Genomic DNA, 18,218 nt, shown 5'->3' on the forward strand with positions numbered 1-18,218 from the left:
CGAGGTGGAAGTGCGGCAACGCATGCAGCTGACGGATACTAATCGGTCGAGGGCTTATCCAACACAACACATCGGTAAGAATGTTACTCGCGAGTTGCTTCGCATCCGGTTTTCAGGGAATAACCTTCCTTGAGAGAGCTTATGCTTTCGAAGTGGTTTTGCCAAGGCAAAACTCTAGTTTGGTGATAATGGCGGAGGGGAACCACGCGTTCCCATCTCGAACACGACCGTTAAGCCCTCCAGCGCCAATGGTACTTGGACCGCAGGGTCCTGGGAGAGTAGGACGTCGCCAAGCACAATGAAGTCTGCACATATCGTGCAGGCTTTTTTGTTGTTTCTAACCAGATTTGCCTGGTTGAACACAGGAGTGCTTACCGGATAGGTGAGTTTATTTGGAGGTGTTATGGAAATATTGCAGGATTGCTCTATCTAAACGAGAATTGTTCTAAGGAAGGAACGCGAGAAGGAATAAAGAGGAGAGGATTCGAGATGCTAAAGCTCTTTACGTACAACTGGCAAGTGAGAGAAGAGTGGTTAACCTGGTGCGAGTCTTTGAGTGAAGAGGAATTGTTGAAACCCCGGATAGGGGGCCAAGGCAGCATTCTCCGAACATTATTCCACATCATTGAGGTAGAGTACAGCTGGACCATTATGCTCCAGGGGAATGCGGACCCCGGTGAACCTCCGTTTGAACCATATGCGAGCTTATCGAAGGTTCGAGAGTACTCGGCGAAGTGTCACGAGACGATTGCCCCGTTCCTTACAAAATGGTGCAATGCCGATTACGATGAAGTGAAGGAGCAGACTTCGTCAGGGGAAGAAGGGGGACCCAGCTTGGGGGACGTTTTACGCCATATGATCGCTCACGAGATCCATCATGTTGGGCAATTATCCGTTTGGGCTCGCGAGATGGGCCGGAGTCCCGTGTCCGCTGACCTTATTGGAAGAAACCTGTGATGGACGATTGGAATTTGCATTTATCGGGAAGAAGAGAATGGACAAACGGAAGCGCTTTAAAGAACTTCGGCAGTCTTTCTAGGGAATTGTTATAATGGTGTTAGCAATCGATCATAACAATACCCTAACAACGCCAGGAGGAACAGTCATATGGCAATGCAAGAGGGCCTCCGTCAACTGGACGGAGCTAATCAAGTGAAGGTTCATGGAAGAACGTCGCGGACACAGTTTCCGATCCCGCTTTTTTGGACAGCCAGCGGAGTGGAGGCCAATGTGACGGGCTCAGAGCTCTGGGTGGAGCTAGAATCGGATTATGCTCAATATGAGCCATGGATCAGCATCTTACTCAATTCCGAACCGATCAGCCGGCTGATGATTCCAAAGGGACGTCAGTGGGTATGTTTGTTTAGAGGTATGAACCCGGAGACAATCAAGAATGTCCGCATCGTGAAGGATGTGCAGGCCATGAGCGGCGATCCCGATGCATCCCTTATCGTACACGGCCTAAAAGGAAACGGCGAGCTAAAGCCTGTTGAGGATAGGCCATTCAAGCTTGAGTTCATTGGGGATAGCATCACGTCCGGAGAAGGCTCAATCGGGGCCAAGCCGGAGGAGGACTGGATTCCGGCTTGGTTCAGCGGTGTTCTTAACTACACCACCCTCACGGCAGTCGCCCTGAATGCAGACCATCGGGTTCTGTCTCAAAGCGGTTGGGGCGTGATGACCAGCTGGGATAACAATCCGAACGCCAATCTGCCGGCTGGGTATGAGCAGGTGTGCGGGTTATTGACCGGCGACAAGAACGCTGCTCTTGGAGCGCATGAACCGAATGATTTTGCGGCTTGGCAGCCGGATGTCGTGGTCATCAATTTGGGAACCAACGATGGCGGAGCGTTTTACAATCAGGAATGGAAGGATCCCAACACTGGTAAGGTGCACAAGCAGCGGCTAAATGAAGATGGCAGCTTCCACCCGGAAGACTTGGCTTCTTTTGAACAAGCCGTGCAGGCTTTCTTGATCAAGCTTCGAAAAAACAACCCGAAGGCTGACCTCGTTTGGGCCTACGGCATGCTCGGCCTTCCGATGATGCCGGCTATTTATCGGGCAGTGGACACCTACATCCGTCAAACGGGCGACCGCAAGGTTTCGGTCTTCCAACTGCCGAACACCAATGAGCACACGATCGGCGCGCGGATGCATCCGGGTCGTCTGGCTCATGAAGCGGCCGCGAAGGAACTGTCGGGTTATCTGAAGGAGCTTCTGAAGGCGTAGAAACAAACCGAATCATATCAGTTCCTGTTGGGAACTCTGGATTCCTGGGAACGATGGGGAAGAAAAGTCGAAGGGCTCAGTCGTCGGTCAAAAGCTGGACGGACAGAAGTCGTGTTCTGTTTCATGAAGCTGGACTGGACCGAGGGCAGATCTTCCCCCTTCCCTTGCTATTCGAACGTTTTATGAGCCTGAAATCACGCTCTAGGTATATCCTAGAAAAAATCGGCGGACACTACTAGCAAGGCGCTTGAAAACAAAAGAAAACGTGCTATAATAATGATAAGGTCAAAGAAAGTCAAAGTCAGACTAAATGGCGGCGGGCTTCTGATTTGGCTCGTGCCATCTATCCGATTTTGGACAGATGGCCTTTTGATATCAAGAGGCGGAGGGTGAATGGATGCGCAATGCTTCGGATATGATTGAACAGTATCTCAAGAATATCTTGATGCAAAGCCCGACCGGTGTGATTGAAATCCAGCGAAACGAGCTGGCCGAACGGTTCCAATGCGTCCCCTCTCAGATCAACTATGTGATCAGTACCCGCTTCACGCTTGAAAAGGGCTACATCGTCGAAAGCAAACGAGGCGGCGGGGGGTACATCCGGATTCAGAAGGTGCAATTGTCCTCCCATGGCATGATTCTCGATTATGTCCTGGGAGCCATCGGTGACCGGATCGACCAGACCAGCTCGGAAGGGTTGCTTTATCAGTTGGAGGAGGGCGGGTTTATAACCTGCCGCGAGGGAAGCCTGATCAAGGCGGCGATGTCTCGGGACGTCCTCTACCTGAAGCTTCCGATTCGGGATGAAATACGGGCCAGGCTGCTTAAAGCGATGCTATTGTCACTGCTCAGCCATGCTTAAGGAGGGATAACCTTATGCTATGTCAGGAATGTGGAAAACGACCGGCGACTTTGCATTTTACGAAGATCATCGGCGGGGAGAAGACGGAATCGCACCTGTGTGAAACCTGCGCGCGGGAAAAGGGAGAGCAAATTCCTGGAACACCGGGCGGCTTCTCCATCCACAATCTGCTCTCGGGTCTGCTGAATTATGATTCGGCGGTCATGCAGGGTGCCGTAGCGGCTCCTCCGCTTAACAACCGATGTGAGGAATGCGGGTTGACTTACGCGCAATTCAGCAAGCTCGGCCGCTTCGGCTGCAGCTCCTGCTACCAAGCATTCGGCGACCGGCTGGACCCTTTGTTTAAACGAGTTCACGGCAGCACGACGCACAGCGGCAAGGTTCCCCTTCGCTCTGGCGGGATTCTTCAGCAGCGGCGTGAGCTTCAGACGCTCAAGCAGCAGCTGGCGGATCTGATCCAACAGGAGGAGTTTGAGAAGGCCGCAGCGACTCGCGACCAAATTCGCGAGCTGGAAAAACGGATCTCCGACGTATAAGGAGGGGCAAGAATGGCAGTGGGACATTTTACCGATCAGGCGCTTAGCGATTGGATGAGGCAGGACGGACCCGACTCCGATATTGTCCTGTCCAGCCGAATTCGGCTGGCTCGCAACATGAGGGGCTATCCGTTCCCTATGCTGGCCACAAACCAGCAGGCACGCGATGTCCTCGATAAGGCGACCGAAGTGCTGGAGAATGAGGAGCTTAATGAACTGGGGGACTTCACCCTCGTTCCGCTTGCAGACATCAGCGACCTGGAGAAGAAGGTTCTGGTGGAAAAGCACCTCATTAGCCCGAACCTGGCGAACGAATCACGCGGGGGCGCGGTCATTCTAAGCGAGAACGAATCCATCAGCATCATGGTGAACGAAGAGGACCATCTTCGCATTCAATGCCTGACATCAGGGTTTCAAATTCGGGAAGCCTGGGATATGGCCAACCGGATTGACGATATTTTGGAAAGCCAATTGAATTACGCCTTTGATGAACGCCGCGGCTACTTGACGAGCTGCCCCACCAATGTGGGGACCGGTCTCCGCGCGTCGGTGATGATCCATCTCCCTGCACTCGTCATGATGCAGCAGATCAATCGGATTCTCTCGGCGGTTACCCAGGTGGGTCTCGTCGTCCGGGGGATCTATGGCGAAGGCAGCGATGCATCGGGCAACCTGTTCCAGATTTCCAACCAGATCACACTGGGGCAATCGGAGGAGGAGATTTTGAACAACCTGTACAGCGTCGTTCAGCAGATCATTGAGCATGAGCGGGCTGCACGGGAACGACTGCAGGAGGATACGCCGCATCGGCTGGCCGACCGCATTCAACGCTCTTTCGGGATCCTCTCCCATGCGGTCATCCTTGATTCGAAGGAAGCGATGCAGCGTTTGTCCGACGTACGGCTGGGCATCGACCTGGGCTTGCTATCCGGCATTGAGAAGAAGACGTTGAATGAACTCCTTGTCGCGACACAGCCGGGCTTTTTGCAGAAACAATCGGGAGAGCTGTTGACCCCCGAATACCGGGATATCCGCCGAGCGGAGCTTATCCGTGAGCGGGTTCAGGAATAATCGGGTCGACAGCGGCCTGAATTTTATAACGGAGGTGCTAGTGAATGATGTTTGGGAGATTTACGGAACGTGCACAAAAGGTGCTCGCACTTGCTCAAGAAGAGGCGGTTCGCCTCGGTCACAATAACATTGGTACAGAACATATCCTGCTCGGTTTGATCCGGGAGGGGGAAGGCATTGCGGCTAAGGCCCTGATGGCCTTGGGGCTCGGACTTGAGAAAATTCAAGACGAAGTAGAATCGCTGATCGGCCGCGGACAAGAGCAGCCGACCAACATCGCCTACACCCCGCGTGCTAAGAAGGTCATCGAATTGTCGATGGACGAAGCCCGTAAGCTGGGCCATACCTATGTAGGAACGGAGCATATCCTGCTTGGCCTCATTCGAGAGGGAGAAGGCGTAGCCGCACGGGTGCTGAACAACCTCGGCATCTCGCTGAACAAGGCCCGCCAGCAAGTGCTTCAACTGCTTGGCAGCAGCGACTCGGTGTCGTCCAACCACGGCACGCCAGCCAATGTGAATACGCCGACGCTGGACGGATTGGCTCGCGACCTGACGGCCTTCGCGAAGGAAGGCAATGTCGATCCGGTCATCGGCCGCAGCAAGGAGATCGAGCGCGTCATTCAAGTGCTGAGCCGCCGGACGAAGAACAATCCCGTCCTGATCGGGGAGCCGGGCGTCGGCAAGACAGCCATCGCCGAGGGGCTTGCTCAACGCATCGTGAACAACGAGATTCCGGAGACGCTGCGTGAGAAACGCGTCATGACGCTCGACATGGGCTCTGTAGTCGCCGGGACGAAATATCGCGGTGAATTTGAAGACCGCCTGAAGAAGATCATGGATGAGATCCGTCAAGCCGGGAACATCATCCTGTTCATTGATGAACTGCATACGCTCATCGGAGCGGGTGGAGCGGAAGGTGCCATCGATGCCTCCAACATCCTGAAGCCGGCGCTCGCTCGCGGCGAGCTGCAATGCATCGGGGCGACGACGCTGGATGAATACCGCAAGTACATTGAGAAGGATGCTGCCCTCGAACGCCGCTTTCAACCCATTCAGGTTGATGAGCCGACGCCGGAGGAAGCGATCCAGATCCTTCACGGACTGCGCGACCGCTATGAGGCTCACCACCGTGTAAAGATTACGGACGAAGCGATCGTGCAAGCGGTGAAGCTATCCGATCGGTACATCACCGACCGCTTCCTGCCGGATAAGGCGATCGATCTTATCGACGAAGCCGGTTCGAAGGTCCGACTGAGCTCCTACACGACTCCACCGCAGCTGAAGGAACTGGAAAACAAGCTGGAGGACATCCGCAAGGAGAAGGACGCAGCGGTGCAAAGCCAGGAGTTCGAGAAAGCGGCCGCTCTCCGCGACACGGAGCAAAAGCTTAAGGAAGAGCTGGAAGATACCCGCAACGAGTGGAAGAAGACGCAAGGCCGGTCCGATTCCGAGGTCACGCCTGAGGACATCGCCGATGTCGTCGCCAGCTGGACCGGGATTCCGGTGCGGAAGCTGGCGGAGGAAGAAACCGAACGCCTGCTCAAGATGGAATCGATCCTCCACGAACGCGTCATCGGACAGGATGAAGCGGTTCGCTCCGTAAGCCGCGCCATCCGCCGTGCCCGGGCCGGACTGAAGGACGTGAAGCGTCCAATCGGCTCCTTCATCTTCTTAGGTCCCACGGGCGTCGGGAAAACCGAGCTTGCTCGTGCGCTGGCCGAGGCCATGTTTGGCGATGAGAATGCGGTCATCCGCATCGACATGTCGGAATACATGGAGAAGCACTCGACATCCCGTCTCGTCGGAGCGCCTCCAGGGTATGTCGGATACGAAGAAGGCGGCCAGCTCACCGAGAAGGTTCGCCGCAAGCCGTACTCCGTCGTCCTGCTGGACGAAGTCGAGAAGGCCCATCCGGAAGTGTTCAATATCCTCCTGCAGGTTCTGGAAGATGGTCGCCTGACCGACTCCAAGGGCCGGACGGTAGACTTCCGCAACACGCTGATCATCATGACCTCCAATGTTGGTGCCGATACGATCAAGAAGAACTCCACGCTCGGCTTTACCGCTGCGGATGATTCGAGCCGCGAATACAATAACATGAAGGACAAAGTGATGACCGAGCTCAAGAAGAGCTTCCGTCCCGAGTTCCTCAACCGGATTGACGAAATCATCGTCTTCCACAACCTGGAGGAAGCCCACATTCAGGAGATCGTCTCCCTGATGGCAGAAGACCTCCGCAAGCGCCTGAAGGAGCATGATGTCGACTTCGTTCTCACTGAGGAAGCGAAGAAATTCCTGGCGAAGGAAGGCTACGATCCTGCATTTGGTGCACGGCCACTCCGTCGGGCGATTCAGAAGCACATTGAGGATCGACTGTCTGAAGAACTCCTCAAGGGCAACATCGCCAAGGGGGATTCGCTCACCATTGACGTGAAGGAAGGGACCCTCGACGTCGTTCGCAACGGCTAAGAAAGCCGATACGAGGAATCAGCCTACCACTAAACCGTTCATCAACTCTTGATCCGCCAGTCGCATGATGAGAGTTTGATGCGCGACTAGAAGCACCCGTCTTTGCTGCAGCACTCTTCCTTAGGGAAGGAGCTGCGGCGGGCGGATGCTTTTTTGCGCCTGGAAATATTAAGTATAGCTGTATACTAGGCGGATATCGATTGCTATAATTATACAATCATCGCCATTTTGAGAGGAGTCCGTTATGCGCCGTCGCAGTCAGCAGTTGTTTCGCCTTTTCCTCATTTTCCTTTTGTTTGTAGGACTTGTTCCCGTCATGCCCAGTCCGCAAGCGCGGGCAGAGAGTCTCGCTAACATTGAAGATCCGTTCGTAGAAGAGGCCATTCGCGCTAAGCTCGACTACGATCCCAATCAGCCGCTCACCAAGGATGCGGTATACAGTCTCCACGCGTTGGAGATCCACTCGAGCAAGGTTCATTCCCTTCGAGGATTAGAGGATGCGGGGCAACTCGTCACCCTCACGCTCACGGATAGCAAAGTGATGGATTTCACACCTATACTAGGGCTTAAAGGCTTGCGCGTCTTGGACCTAAGCCGCAATGAAATCGTGAGCCTGGCTCCGTTCGTGGCCTTGAAGGACCTGGCTGAGCTGACTATCAGCCACAATCAGATCAAGGACCTGTCTCCGCTCTCCAAGCTGACCAAGCTTGAGAAGCTGAATGTATCCGGCAACCAGATCACCAGCCTCGAGCCCCTCAGCGGGCTTGTGAAATTGAATGTTTTGGATTGCTCCGACAACCAGGTGAGCAGCTTGAAGCCCCTGCTGACGCTGACGAACCTGACGAAGCTCTCCGTTTCGAAGAACCTTCTCGATCTTACGGATCCGGAGATTGCCGAGCAGATCAATACGCTAAAGCGTACAAAAGTCACACAGTTCGTGGATGCCTACACGGAGCAAAAGGCGGTCCCGAAAAGCAAGCTGCTGCTGGATTGGACCGAGGTAACCGGGCTTGAGGCACAATATTTTCAGTACTACGTTTATGGCAACGGGCGCTATGTAACGGCAGCTTCGGAAGGCCACACCCTGGTTTCAACAGACGGCCTTAATTGGAAAAGGTACTACTCCGGCGATTCGGAGCCCTTCATGTCCATTGTTTGGGGCAAGAATGAGTTTCTGGGTATCAAGCCAGACGGATGGGGAAATACCGTATGGAGCTCCAAGGACGGAATCACCTGGACGAAACATAAGGAGAAATTCGGAACCGGCGGCTGCCGACTTGTCGCCTGGAACGGGAAGCGTTATGTCGCCGTAGACGGGGGCATCTATACATCCGAGGATGGGCAAAAGTGGACCGAACGCTCGTTGAAACTCGACACTCAAATCCAGGGCCTCGCCTATGGCAATGGAGTTTTTGTTGGTCAGGGGGAAGAGTGGGGGCAAGTGGTCGTCTCTTCAGACGGCATCACCTGGAAAACGGTGAAGACCAAGCAGCCCAACTATCATGACATGTACGATATTGCCTTTGGCGGAGGACTCTTTGTAGCCGTCGGCGGCAGCACGATCATGACCTCCAAGGATGGCAAGACGTGGACATACGTCTCTGCTGCTTCATCCAAAACAACACTCCACCAAGTGATGTGGGCCAAAGATCGCTTTTACATCTACGGCTCGGAGTATGCGTCTTCCAAGAAACCGGCTCATCTGACCTCCAAGGACGGGAAAAAGTGGACCAGTGCCGGCTTTACGAATTCGCCAAACCAAGAGCCCCAATTCACGCTGTATAACGGAAAACAGTATGTAACCGCGACCACGGCCGGCCTGCAGACCTCTGCCAACGGAGTGAAGTGGACGCAAGCCCTCACCTACCCGCTGTACAATACCGGTATATTGTATGGTTGGGCTGTAGGCAATGGAAACCTGGTCATGGTTGGCGGGCATTATGATACGTTTAGGGAAGTGGCTCTGAGTTATCAGAGTTCGGTACGGCTGGGGGCAGACGGAAAGTGGAAGGGCTCCTCGATCAAGGAAACCCTTCCGTTAACGAGTGTCGTATGGACGGGGAAGGACTTTTTTGCAGTCGGGTACACCGGCAAAATGATGACCTCGACCGATGGCCTCGCTTGGAAGGCGATTGCTTCTCCTACCAAGGAGAGTTTGAGCAAAGTGGCCTATGCGAATGGAAAGTATTACGTGACCGGTGCGAAAGGAACGCTTTTCACCTCCACGGACCGGGTAAAGTGGAAAAAGGCGAATACAGGTGTCAGTGTAAGGCTGGAATCCATTGCTTCGAACGGCAAGACGACGGTCGCGGTGGGGAAAGAAGGAACGCTGATCGTGTCCAAGGACGGCGAGAAGTGGACCAAGCCCGCCAAGCTGTTTAAGGGGGACCTCTACGATGTGGAGTGGGGGAACGGCAAATTCGTTGTGACCGGCCAAAGCCATGTGGAGAACAGGAAGGATTCTACGATCCTGGTCTCTTCCGATGGAACCTCGTGGAAAAAGATTTCCTTCGATGATGAAACGCCGGAGGGATCGGTCAGCACAGCAGGCTTGTATGAGATTTCTGTAGTGGGCGGCCTGTTTATCGCGGTAGGCAGCGGAGGAGCCGTCTTCGTCTCGGAGGATGCGGAGAAATGGAGAAAGCAGCCGGCGATGGTCGCAGGAACATGGCTCGTGGCAGCTGAACATAAGGGAAGCGTCTATTTGATGGGGAACGCGACCAAGACATTGAAGGCCAAGCTCCCTTAAAAATACGGATTTGATGCTGCGGATATTTTCATTAAGTCGTCAAAAATGGTACACTTCGAATAGTGTGTATTTTTCGACTGGAGAGAGCTATGGCAAAAGCAAAAACGAAATTTGTCTGTCAGGACTGCGGCTATGAGACGCCCAAATGGTTGGGCAAATGCCCGGGCTGCGAGGCCTGGAATACGCTGGTCGAGGAAGTGGAGACGAAGGTCGTCACCCAAGGAATTCTCCCCGTCGGGGGGATGGTGCAGGAGAAGGCGATCTCGATCACGGAGATTGCCGGGGCACTTGACCCTCGCATTCGCACCGACAACCGCGAGCTCGACCGAGTGCTTGGCGGGGGGATCGTCCCCGGCTCGCTCATCTTGGTCGGCGGAGATCCGGGGATCGGGAAATCCACCCTGCTTCTGCAGACGTCTCATAAGTTAACCATCGGCGGCCGCAAGGCGCTGTATATATCCGGAGAGGAATCCGCACGGCAGACGAAGCTGCGGGCCGATCGGCTCGGAGCCCTGTCGCCGGAGCTTTATGTGCTCTGCGAGACCAACCTGGAGCGCATCGATGAAGCCATTGATCGGGTGTCGCCGGAGTTTGTCGTGATCGACTCGATCCAGACGGTCTACCATCCGGCAGTGACGTCGGCGCCGGGGAGCGTCTCTCAAGTGAGAGAGTGCACCTCGCACTTCATGCGGATCGCTAAGACGAAAGGCATCGCCATCGTCCTCGTCGGCCATGTGACCAAGGAAGGGGCCATTGCCGGCCCGCGGCTCCTGGAGCATATGGTGGATTGCGTCCTCTATTTCGAAGGCGAACGGCATCATACGTACCGGCTGCTTCGGGCGGTCAAAAACCGGTTCGGCTCGACCAACGAAATCGGCATCTTCGAAATGCGCGAGGAGGGGCTCGCGGAGATCGCCAACCCTTCCGAGCTGTTTCTTTCGCAGCGCCCGAAGGGCGTGTCCGGCTCGACGGTCGTGGCCAGCATGGAAGGCACCCGGCCGATGCTCGTCGAGCTCCAGGCGCTCGTGACGCCGACCACCTTTCCGTCGCCGCGGCGAATGTCCACCGGCTTCGATTATAACCGGCTGTCGCTCATCATGGCCGTGCTGGAGAAGCGCAACGGCTTGTTCCTGCAGAGCCAGGATGCATACCTGAACGTGGCCGGCGGTGTTCGGCTCGATGAGCCGGCCGTTGACCTGGGTGTAGCGGTCAGCCTGGCGTCGAGCTTCAAGGATCGCCAGACACGCCAGGATGATGTCGTGTTCGGCGAGATCGGCCTTACCGGCGAAGTCCGGGCGGTCTCTCGCATCGAGCAGCGCGTTCGCGAAGCCGAGAAGCTGGGCTTCAAGCGAGTGATTCTGCCGGCTGCCAGCCTGAAGGGGTGGACGCCGCCGGAGGGAATCGTCGTCAAAGGAGTTAACACGGTAGCGGAAGCGCTTGCCGCAGCTCTTGATGAGTAAAGGTTCAAGGCCTTGCTGCCGATAGAAAAAGGGTACACTAGAGAGAAAGAACCGTCGAGGAAACGGACTTTCCGGCGGGAGAATCGTGAAGAGGGGGTACATGATGGGCAAGGAAGAGGAAATGAAGAGCCGGATCATCAAGCTGGTCGCACCCGGCACGCAATTTCGCGAAGGACTGGAGAATGTGCTCCGGGCCAAGACCGGTGCACTTATCGTGGTCGGTTACAGCCCCGAGGTCATGGAATTGGCCGACGGCGGCTTTTGCATCAACTGCGATTTTACTCCGAACTTTTTGTACGAGTTGGCGAAGATGGACGGAGCGATCATCTTAAGTGAAGATATCAAGAAGATTCATTACGCAAACACTCAGTTGAATCCGGACCCGGGCATTTCCTCGAACGAAACGGGCATCCGCCACCGGACGGCTGAACGTGTCGCCAAGCAGACCGGCAAGCTGGTGGTCTCGATCTCCCAACGCCGGAATATCATAACCCTGTACCAAGGCAACCTGCGTTACTCGCTGAAGGACATCGGCGTCATTTTGACAAAGGCGAACCAGGCGATGCAGACGCTGGAAAAATACAAGTCGGTGCTCGACCAGAACCTCATCAACCTGGGGGCAACGGAGTTTGAGGATGCGGTTACCTACGAGGATGCCGTCCATGCCCTGCAGAGAGCGGAGATGGTGCTCCGGGTAAAAGCCGAGATTCGCCGCTACATCAACGAGCTCGGTGTAGAAGGGCGCCTGATCAGCATGCAGCTGGAAGAGCTGGTCTCCCATGTTGAGCATGAGTCGGCGCTGCTTATCCGCGACTATGTGCGCGAGAACACGGACGACAAGATCAAGGAGATTCGGGCAGGCCTGTCCCGCTTGACCAGCGAGGAACTGCTGGACCTGCATCACATCGTCCGGCTACTGGGCTACAACGTCACGAATAACATCCTGGACGAACAGGTTTCGCCTCGCGGCTTCCGCGTATTGAACAAGATTCCGCGGCTCCCGTCCATCATCATCTCGAACCTGGTCGAGAAATTCGAACACCTGCCGCAGATCATCTCCGCCTCCATCGAACAGCTGGATGAGGTGGACGGCATCGGGGAAGTGCGCGCCCGGGCAATCAAGGAAGGGCTTCGTCGCTTCCAAGAGCAGGTATTCATTGACAGACAAATCTAAATTGACTACAATTTCTAGGTTAACTTCCTGCCGGTCTAGCGGCGGATGAAAAAGGTGGGTCCTCATGCTGCGAAAATCGGTACCCAATATGTTTACGATCCTGAATCTGTTTCTCGGGATTGTCGCGATCATTCTCGTGTTGAACGACACTCCGGTCTTTCCGGACTTTGATAATGCCAATCTGGCCTCGATCATCGTCATCATCTCCATGCTGATGGACGGCATCGATGGACGGCTGGCCCGTGCGCTCAACGTGCAGAGCGAATTCGGTAAGGAGCTGGACTCCCTGTCCGACGTCATTTCGTTCGGGGTCGCACCGGCATTCATTATGTACGTGGTTGCCTATGGCGACGTCAATCCGTTCATGGCCTGGATCACAACGGCCATCTTCCCGATCTGCGGAGCGCTCCGGCTGGCGAGGTTCAATGTCATCGAAGGCATTCCCGGTTTCTTCATCGGGCTTCCCATCCCGGCGGCGGGTGTCATCCTGTGCACCCTCGCTTTGTTTCATCAGGAAATCAGCGCGTATGTGCTCGTGGGGGCCTCGCTCCTGCTTTCGTTCCTCATGATCAGCCGCGTCAAGTACCCGAGCTTCAAAAAGGTCCGTATTACGAAGAGAGCGGCGCTGCTTGCGCTCCTGTTCGTGGCGATCGCGCTCATTATCGCCGTCCTCTTCCCGACGTATCTGTCGCGGCTTATCTTCATTCCGCTGGTCCTCTATGCATTGTACGGGACCTTCATGGGCTTCAAGCGCAAACGGTAGGGTCTCGTCTTCTTCGGGCAACGTCGACCCTCTTGGGCGGTGAACGGCCCACTATCAACATAAAACAAGACCGTCAGGGCTCCCTGACGGTCTTGTTGTCTTTCTCACTTATGTACGATTCGGACGGGCGGAACCCGCCTTCTTAAGACAGGTTGAAGAACCCCAGCGTGGAGCACTTCTTGGACTCGTCCTCCACCACTTGCTGCATGTCGACGCCGAGCAGGTTGCAGAGAGAGGCCAGATAGAACAGATTGCGGCCCAGCTCGGCTGCCACGACCTCTGTACAATTCTCGCAGAGTTCCCCGCTCATATGGGTATCGAGAAGCTTCTTCGCATCCTCGATCGTCATTTCCGTGGAATAGTGCTGCTTGCCTGCGTGCACTTGAACGCAGCCGCATTCCGTGATTGACTTGGTCACGGCCCGACTCACAGCCGCATTGGATTGCGTGGTCTTCGACAAAACATCCAGCAGGCTGCGGTGGCGAAGCAGGAGATCCGATACCTGTTCTTGAAACTGGGTAAGGCTTAGCGAATTCATTCTCTCTTCACCCCAAGGAAAGGATAGGCACTAAGGTCATTATAATGGAACCTCCTCTACAATTCAATTTGCAATCCTTGGCGAATCATCCCAGTGACCTGTGAGTGAACGAGAACGGAGACTGGGCCAAATAATGCAATTCAATGGATGCTGTACAGCATGTTTAGAGGCTTGCTTCTTCGACCATACTGGTAACACGGCAAATCCTGCCAGCTCTAGCGAGGCAAGGAAACAGCCGGGGAAAGGGAAAGGTGAAGCAAGTGAAACCATTCATTCATGTGGCATCTTTGGCAGTGGGCTTTTTTGTCGGTTATCAGAACCGGTTATCCGTCGGACGGCTGTTGGAGCAAGCGGCAGGCGACCGTTTCGCAGGCCTCTCGTACAGCATGCAGGATTTCGTTAGCGCAGGGAGTGTTGCGCTTCTTTTCCTGCTTGCGGCAGGAATGTTCGGAGACGCGCTCGTCCGTCTGCTCAGCCGGATGGATACGTCGCTGAAGCATATGCCGGCGGAGCAGCTGGTGTTTTTGGCTGTCGGGACAACCATGGGGCTGCTGGCATCCGCACTGCTGGCTCCGCTGCTGCTGGCACTCGGTGCCGGGAGTCCGGTGCCGGCCTTTGCGGTCACGGTGCTGGTGGTCTTCTATTCCTCTCGTCTAGCACGGTCGAAGGGAACGGAGATCTGGCAAGCCTTCCGCGACAGCAAAAAGTCGGGAGACGGAGACGGCCGTGATGAGGCGGAAGAGCGGAAGATTCTCGATACGAGCGTGATCATCGACGGCCGGATTGCAGATATCTGCAAGACGGGGTTCATTGAAGGGACACTTGTCATCCCGGAGTTTATTCTGGAGGAACTTCAGCACATTGCCGATTCCTCCGATCTGCTGAAGCGCAATCGCGGTCGGCGCGGACTCGACATCCTGAACAAGATCCAGAAGGAACTCGATGTGAAGGTGGAGATCTACGAGGGAGACTTCGAGGAAATCTCCGAGGTGGACAGCAAGCTCGTCCGGCTCGCCAAGGTGATGGGAGGCAAGGTGCTGACCAACGACTTTAACCTGAACAAGGTGTGCGAGCTGCAGGGTGTGAGCGTCTTGAACATCAACGATCTGGCGAATGCGGTAAAGCCGGTTGTGCTGCCGGGTGAAGAGATTGTCGTACAGGTGATCAAGGACGGCAAGGAGCATGGGCAAGGGGTTGCCTATCTGGATGACGGAACGATGATCGTGGTCGAAGGCGGCCGTGACTACATCGGCACGACCATGGAAGTGATGGTCACGAGTGTTCTGCAAACCTCTGCTGGCCGAATGATTTTTGCCAAGCCGAAATTGTTGGAAAAAGCGCAGTAAAACGATTATGATAGAGACAGCCGGCCGGACGGGGGCATTCGCAACATCCGTCCAAGCGGCTGTTTTTCTGTTCTTGAGCGTGTTTTCCTAAGCGCTCAAGCAAGAAACGCGGAGGAAGCTGGCGTATGAGCATACAAGAGAACACGGCCTTTGGGGTCGTGATGCTGGCGGGCGGGCGAGGCTCTCGCATGAAGAGTGCGGAGAGCAAGCAGTTTCTGCTCGTCGCCGGCAAGCCGATCCTCGTTCACGCCCTGGAGCGGTTCGAGGAACAACCGGAGACGGCCTGTATTGTTCTGGTTGCGGCCGAAGGCGAACTGGAGCGTTGCCGCCATCTTGTGAACCAGCACGGGATTCATAAGGTGACGGCGATCGTGCAAGGAGGCGCCGAGCGCCAAGATTCGGTCGCTTGCGGCCTGAAGGCGCTGCCGGCCGAGGTGGAGTGGGTGATGGTCCATGATGCGGCCCGCCCGTTTGCCGCAGCGGAGGACATCCGCGCCTGCGCAGCCGCAGCTGTTGAGGAGGGAGCCGCGATTCTGGCGGTCCCGGTCAAGGACACCATCAAGACAGCGGACGCCCGGAGGCGGGTCACGGCAACGCCGGATCGGAGCACGCTGTGGGCGGTCCAGACGCCGCAGGCGTTTCGTCGCCGCGTGCTCGAAGAGGCGCATGCTGCCGCGCTTGACGAAGGCTGTCTCGGCACTGATGACGCCAGCCTGGTAGAGCGAATCGGCGGAACGGTGCGGATCGTACCGGGAAGCTATGAGAATATCAAAATCACAACGCCGGAGGACCTGCAGTGGGCAGAGGCTTATGCCGCTCGAGCCGCTTCGGCAGGAAAGGACCCTGCTATGATCCGAATAGGACAAGGCTTTGACGTTCACGCCTTTGAAGAGGGGCGCAAGTGCATCATCGGAGGGGTGGACATTCCCTTTGAGAAAGGACTCGCCGGCCACTCGGATGCCGATGTGCTGCTGCACGCGGTGGCAGATGCCATTCTCGGCGCGTTGGCGCTGGGGGATATCGGCAAGCATTTTCCCGATACCGACGCGGCTTACAAGGATGCGGACAGCATCAAGCTGCTGGAGCATGTCTGGGCGCTCGCGATTGAGCGAGGCTATCGTTTGGGTAACCTCGATGCAACCGTCATTGCCCAGCGGCCCAAGATGGCTCCCCACATCCCCGCGATAGTCGAGGTTCTCGCCCGGACGCTTCATGCGGAGCCGGGAGCGATCAACGTGAAGGCGACCACGACCGAGAAGCTTGGCTTCACGGGACGCGAGGAAGGCGTGGCCGCTCAGGCAGTTGTTTGTCTTTTTGCGAATGTGCTATCATAGCATGTAATCTTTCTGATGGAAGAACGGAGGAAATTTCCATGACGGAACAAGTTCGCGTCCGCTACGCGCCGAGCCCGACCGGGCATCTGCACATCGGCAACACTCGGACCGCATTGTTCAACTATCTGTTTGCCCGCCATGCCGGCGGCAAGTTCATCATCCGTATCGAGGACACCGACCTCAAGCGCAATGTTGCAGGCGGTGAGGAGAGCCAGCTAAAGTACCTCAAATGGCTCGGCATCGAGTGGGATGAGAGCGTGGACGTAGGCGGCGAATACGGCCCTTATCGGCAAACGGAACGCCTCGACATCTACCGCAAGCATTATGAGGAGCTGCTCGAGCGCGGGCTTGCGTACCCCTGCTATTGTACGGAAGAGGAATTGGAGCAGGAGCGCGAAGCTCAGAAGGAAAAGGGAGAAACGCCGCGCTATTCCGGCAAGTGTCGCCACCTGACGGAAGCAGAACGCGCTGCTCTGGCTGCGGAAGGCCGAGTCCCGAGCATCCGCTTCCAGGTACCGGAGGATCGCACTTATTCGTTCGATGATATGGTGAAGGGCACCATCTCGTTCTCGACCGAAGAGATCGGCGACTTCGTTATCGTGAAGAAGGACGGCATTCCGACCTACAACTATGCCGTTGCCGTGGACGACCACCTGATGAAGATATCCCATGTGCTGCGGGGGGAAGAGCACATCTCCAACACGCCGCGTCAGCTTATGATTTATGAAGCCTACAGCTGGGAGCCACCCGTCTTCGGGCATATGACGCTCATCGTCGGTGAAAACCGCAAGAAGCTGAGCAAGCGCGACGAATCGATCGTGCAGTTCATCGCCCAATACGACAAGCTCGGCTACTTGCCGGAGACGATGATGAATTTCATCGCCCTCCTGGGCTGGTCTCCGGAAGGGGAGAATGAGATCTTCACCAAGGAAGAGCTCATTGCCGCTTTCAATGCAGACCGACTGTCGCAAAGTCCGGCCATGTTCGACACGCAAAAGCTGGCTTGGATGAACGGCCAATACATCAAGAACGCCGATCCTGAACGGGTTGTTCGCTTGTGTCTGCCTATTCTCCAGGAGGCTGGGCGACTGCCTGAATCGCTTGATGCGGAGAAGCAGGCTTGGGCGGAACGCCTCATTCGCCTGTTCCAGGACAAGCTCTCTTGCGGAGCCGACATCGTGGAACTCACGACGCTGTTCTTCGAGGAAGACGTCCACCGCGACGAAGAGGCGGCAGCCGTGCTGGAAGGCGAGCATGTGCCGGTTGTACTGGGCGGCATGCTGGACGAGCTCAAGGCAGCGGAGTCCGATGAGCTGGCGCCCGAGGCGATCAAAGCCATGCTGAAGAGCGTGCAGAAGGGAACCGGCTTCAAGGGCATGCAGTTGTTCATGCCGATTCGTGTCGCTGTCACTGGACAGATGCACGGACCGGACCTCAATGAGACCATTTCCTTGCTCGGTCGACAAAAAACGATGGCTCGCCTTGCTGCTTTGTTGCCATAAGGGCGCATCGTGGGCTATACTGAAAAAAATCGGAAGAATTTCCGTTCATCACATGAACGCTATGACCGGATAAGTACCGCCGTACAGGAAGCACAGAGAGGATGACCCCTCCTGCGAGAAAGCAGGAAGCGGGCTGCAAGTCATCTCTTCCTGCCGGTGTGGAAATGCGCCCGGGAGCAGCGA

14 protein-coding genes and 1 rRNA gene are annotated in these 18,218 nt (G+C 55.8%); 14 read left to right on the forward strand and 1 reads right to left on the reverse strand.

The features are described from left to right. Positions 1-178 precede the first annotated feature (178 nt). The 11 genes from rrf to pssA all read left to right on the forward strand — a co-directional run bounded on the left by rrf (position 179) and on the right by pssA (position 13,315). Positions 179-295: ribosomal RNA gene (gene rrf, locus AAFN83_RS21250) — 5S ribosomal RNA — on the forward strand. Between the two features lie 194 nt (positions 296-489). Further along, positions 490-957, forward strand: a complete 468-nt coding sequence (locus AAFN83_RS21255) for a DinB family protein (protein WP_347773141.1) — start codon at positions 490-492, stop codon at positions 955-957. Positions 958-1,107: 150 nt separating this feature from the next. Then, complete coding sequence (locus tag AAFN83_RS21260; protein WP_347773143.1) at positions 1,108-2,229, forward strand: SGNH/GDSL hydrolase family protein; 1,122 nt, start codon at positions 1,108-1,110, stop codon at positions 2,227-2,229. 397 nt (positions 2,230-2,626) lie between these two features. Then, on the forward strand, positions 2,627-3,091 hold the full coding sequence (locus tag AAFN83_RS21265) for a CtsR family transcriptional regulator (protein ID WP_347773145.1): 465 nt from the start codon (positions 2,627-2,629) through the stop codon (positions 3,089-3,091). A 14-nt stretch (positions 3,092-3,105) separates the two neighbouring features. Further along, entirely contained in the window at positions 3,106-3,627 is a 522-nt protein-coding gene (mcsA, locus tag AAFN83_RS21270; protein ID WP_347773147.1) for a protein-arginine kinase activator protein McsA, read from the forward strand. Between the two features lie 12 nt (positions 3,628-3,639). Then, positions 3,640-4,698 (forward strand): protein-arginine kinase McsB, encoded by a 1,059-nt coding sequence (mcsB, locus tag AAFN83_RS21275; protein ID WP_347773149.1) that lies wholly within the window; start codon positions 3,640-3,642, stop codon positions 4,696-4,698. 44 nt (positions 4,699-4,742) lie between these two features. Then, positions 4,743-7,169: an ATP-dependent protease ATP-binding subunit ClpC gene (gene clpC / locus AAFN83_RS21280; RefSeq protein ID WP_347773151.1), complete on the forward strand. Its 2,427-nt coding sequence runs from the start codon at positions 4,743-4,745 to the stop codon at positions 7,167-7,169. A 244-nt stretch (positions 7,170-7,413) separates the two neighbouring features. Further along, complete coding sequence (locus AAFN83_RS21285) at positions 7,414-9,918, forward strand: DUF6242 domain-containing protein (protein WP_347773153.1); 2,505 nt, start codon at positions 7,414-7,416, stop codon at positions 9,916-9,918. 89 nt (positions 9,919-10,007) lie between these two features. Next, entirely contained in the window at positions 10,008-11,378 is a 1,371-nt protein-coding gene (gene radA / locus AAFN83_RS21290; protein WP_347773155.1) for a DNA repair protein RadA, read from the forward strand. Between the two features lie 103 nt (positions 11,379-11,481). Further along, complete coding sequence (disA, locus tag AAFN83_RS21295; RefSeq protein ID WP_347773286.1) at positions 11,482-12,552, forward strand: DNA integrity scanning diadenylate cyclase DisA; 1,071 nt, start codon at positions 11,482-11,484, stop codon at positions 12,550-12,552. 64 nt (positions 12,553-12,616) lie between these two features. Further along, the gene (gene pssA, locus AAFN83_RS21300) at positions 12,617-13,315 is read left to right on the forward strand and encodes a CDP-diacylglycerol--serine O-phosphatidyltransferase (protein WP_347773157.1); all 699 of its coding nucleotides are present in this window, start codon (positions 12,617-12,619) and stop codon (positions 13,313-13,315) included. Positions 13,316-13,457: 142 nt separating this feature from the next. Here the strand turns inward: pssA and AAFN83_RS21305 are convergent, their stop codons facing one another. Further along, positions 13,458-13,853: a DUF1573 domain-containing protein gene (locus tag AAFN83_RS21305; RefSeq protein ID WP_347773159.1), complete on the reverse strand. Its 396-nt coding sequence runs from the start codon at positions 13,851-13,853 to the stop codon at positions 13,458-13,460. 260 nt (positions 13,854-14,113) lie between these two features. Between AAFN83_RS21305 and AAFN83_RS21310 the strand changes: the two genes are divergently transcribed. The 3 genes from AAFN83_RS21310 (at position 14,114) to gltX (ending at position 18,035) form a co-directional block, all read left to right on the forward strand. Then, complete coding sequence (locus tag AAFN83_RS21310) at positions 14,114-15,199, forward strand: PIN/TRAM domain-containing protein (protein ID WP_347773161.1); 1,086 nt, start codon at positions 14,114-14,116, stop codon at positions 15,197-15,199. Positions 15,200-15,324: 125 nt separating this feature from the next. Beyond that, positions 15,325-16,533 carry a 2-C-methyl-D-erythritol 4-phosphate cytidylyltransferase gene (ispD, locus tag AAFN83_RS21315; protein WP_347773163.1) on the forward strand — a complete coding sequence of 403 codons (1,209 nt, stop codon included), beginning with the start codon at positions 15,325-15,327 and terminating at the stop codon, positions 16,531-16,533. Positions 16,534-16,571: 38 nt separating this feature from the next. Then, positions 16,572-18,035: a glutamate--tRNA ligase gene (gene gltX / locus AAFN83_RS21320; protein WP_347773165.1), complete on the forward strand. Its 1,464-nt coding sequence runs from the start codon at positions 16,572-16,574 to the stop codon at positions 18,033-18,035. Positions 18,036-18,218: the final 183 nt, after the last annotated feature.

Source organism: Gorillibacterium sp. CAU 1737, from assembly GCF_039888655.1.
Classification (GTDB): domain Bacteria; phylum Bacillota; class Bacilli; order Paenibacillales; family NBRC-103111; genus Gorillibacterium.

Coding starts and splice junctions, on each gene's coding strand:
- AAFN83_RS21255 (WP_347773141.1), top strand. CDS start 490: ATGCTAAAGCTCTTTACGTACAACTGGCAAGTGAGAGAAGAGTGGTTA.
- AAFN83_RS21260 (WP_347773143.1), top strand. CDS start 1,108: ATGGCAATGCAAGAGGGCCTCCGTCAACTGGACGGAGCTAATCAAGTG.
- AAFN83_RS21265 (WP_347773145.1), top strand. CDS start 2,627: ATGCGCAATGCTTCGGATATGATTGAACAGTATCTCAAGAATATCTTG.
- mcsA (WP_347773147.1), top strand. CDS start 3,106: ATGCTATGTCAGGAATGTGGAAAACGACCGGCGACTTTGCATTTTACG.
- mcsB (WP_347773149.1), top strand. CDS start 3,640: ATGGCAGTGGGACATTTTACCGATCAGGCGCTTAGCGATTGGATGAGG.
- clpC (WP_347773151.1), top strand. CDS start 4,743: ATGATGTTTGGGAGATTTACGGAACGTGCACAAAAGGTGCTCGCACTT.
- AAFN83_RS21285 (WP_347773153.1), top strand. CDS start 7,414: ATGCGCCGTCGCAGTCAGCAGTTGTTTCGCCTTTTCCTCATTTTCCTT.
- radA (WP_347773155.1), top strand. CDS start 10,008: ATGGCAAAAGCAAAAACGAAATTTGTCTGTCAGGACTGCGGCTATGAG.
- disA (WP_347773286.1), top strand. CDS start 11,482: ATGGGCAAGGAAGAGGAAATGAAGAGCCGGATCATCAAGCTGGTCGCA.
- pssA (WP_347773157.1), top strand. CDS start 12,617: ATGCTGCGAAAATCGGTACCCAATATGTTTACGATCCTGAATCTGTTT.
- AAFN83_RS21305 (WP_347773159.1), bottom strand. CDS start 13,853: ATGAATTCGCTAAGCCTTACCCAGTTTCAAGAACAGGTATCGGATCTC.
- ispD (WP_347773163.1), top strand. CDS start 15,325: ATGAGCATACAAGAGAACACGGCCTTTGGGGTCGTGATGCTGGCGGGC.
- gltX (WP_347773165.1), top strand. CDS start 16,572: ATGACGGAACAAGTTCGCGTCCGCTACGCGCCGAGCCCGACCGGGCAT.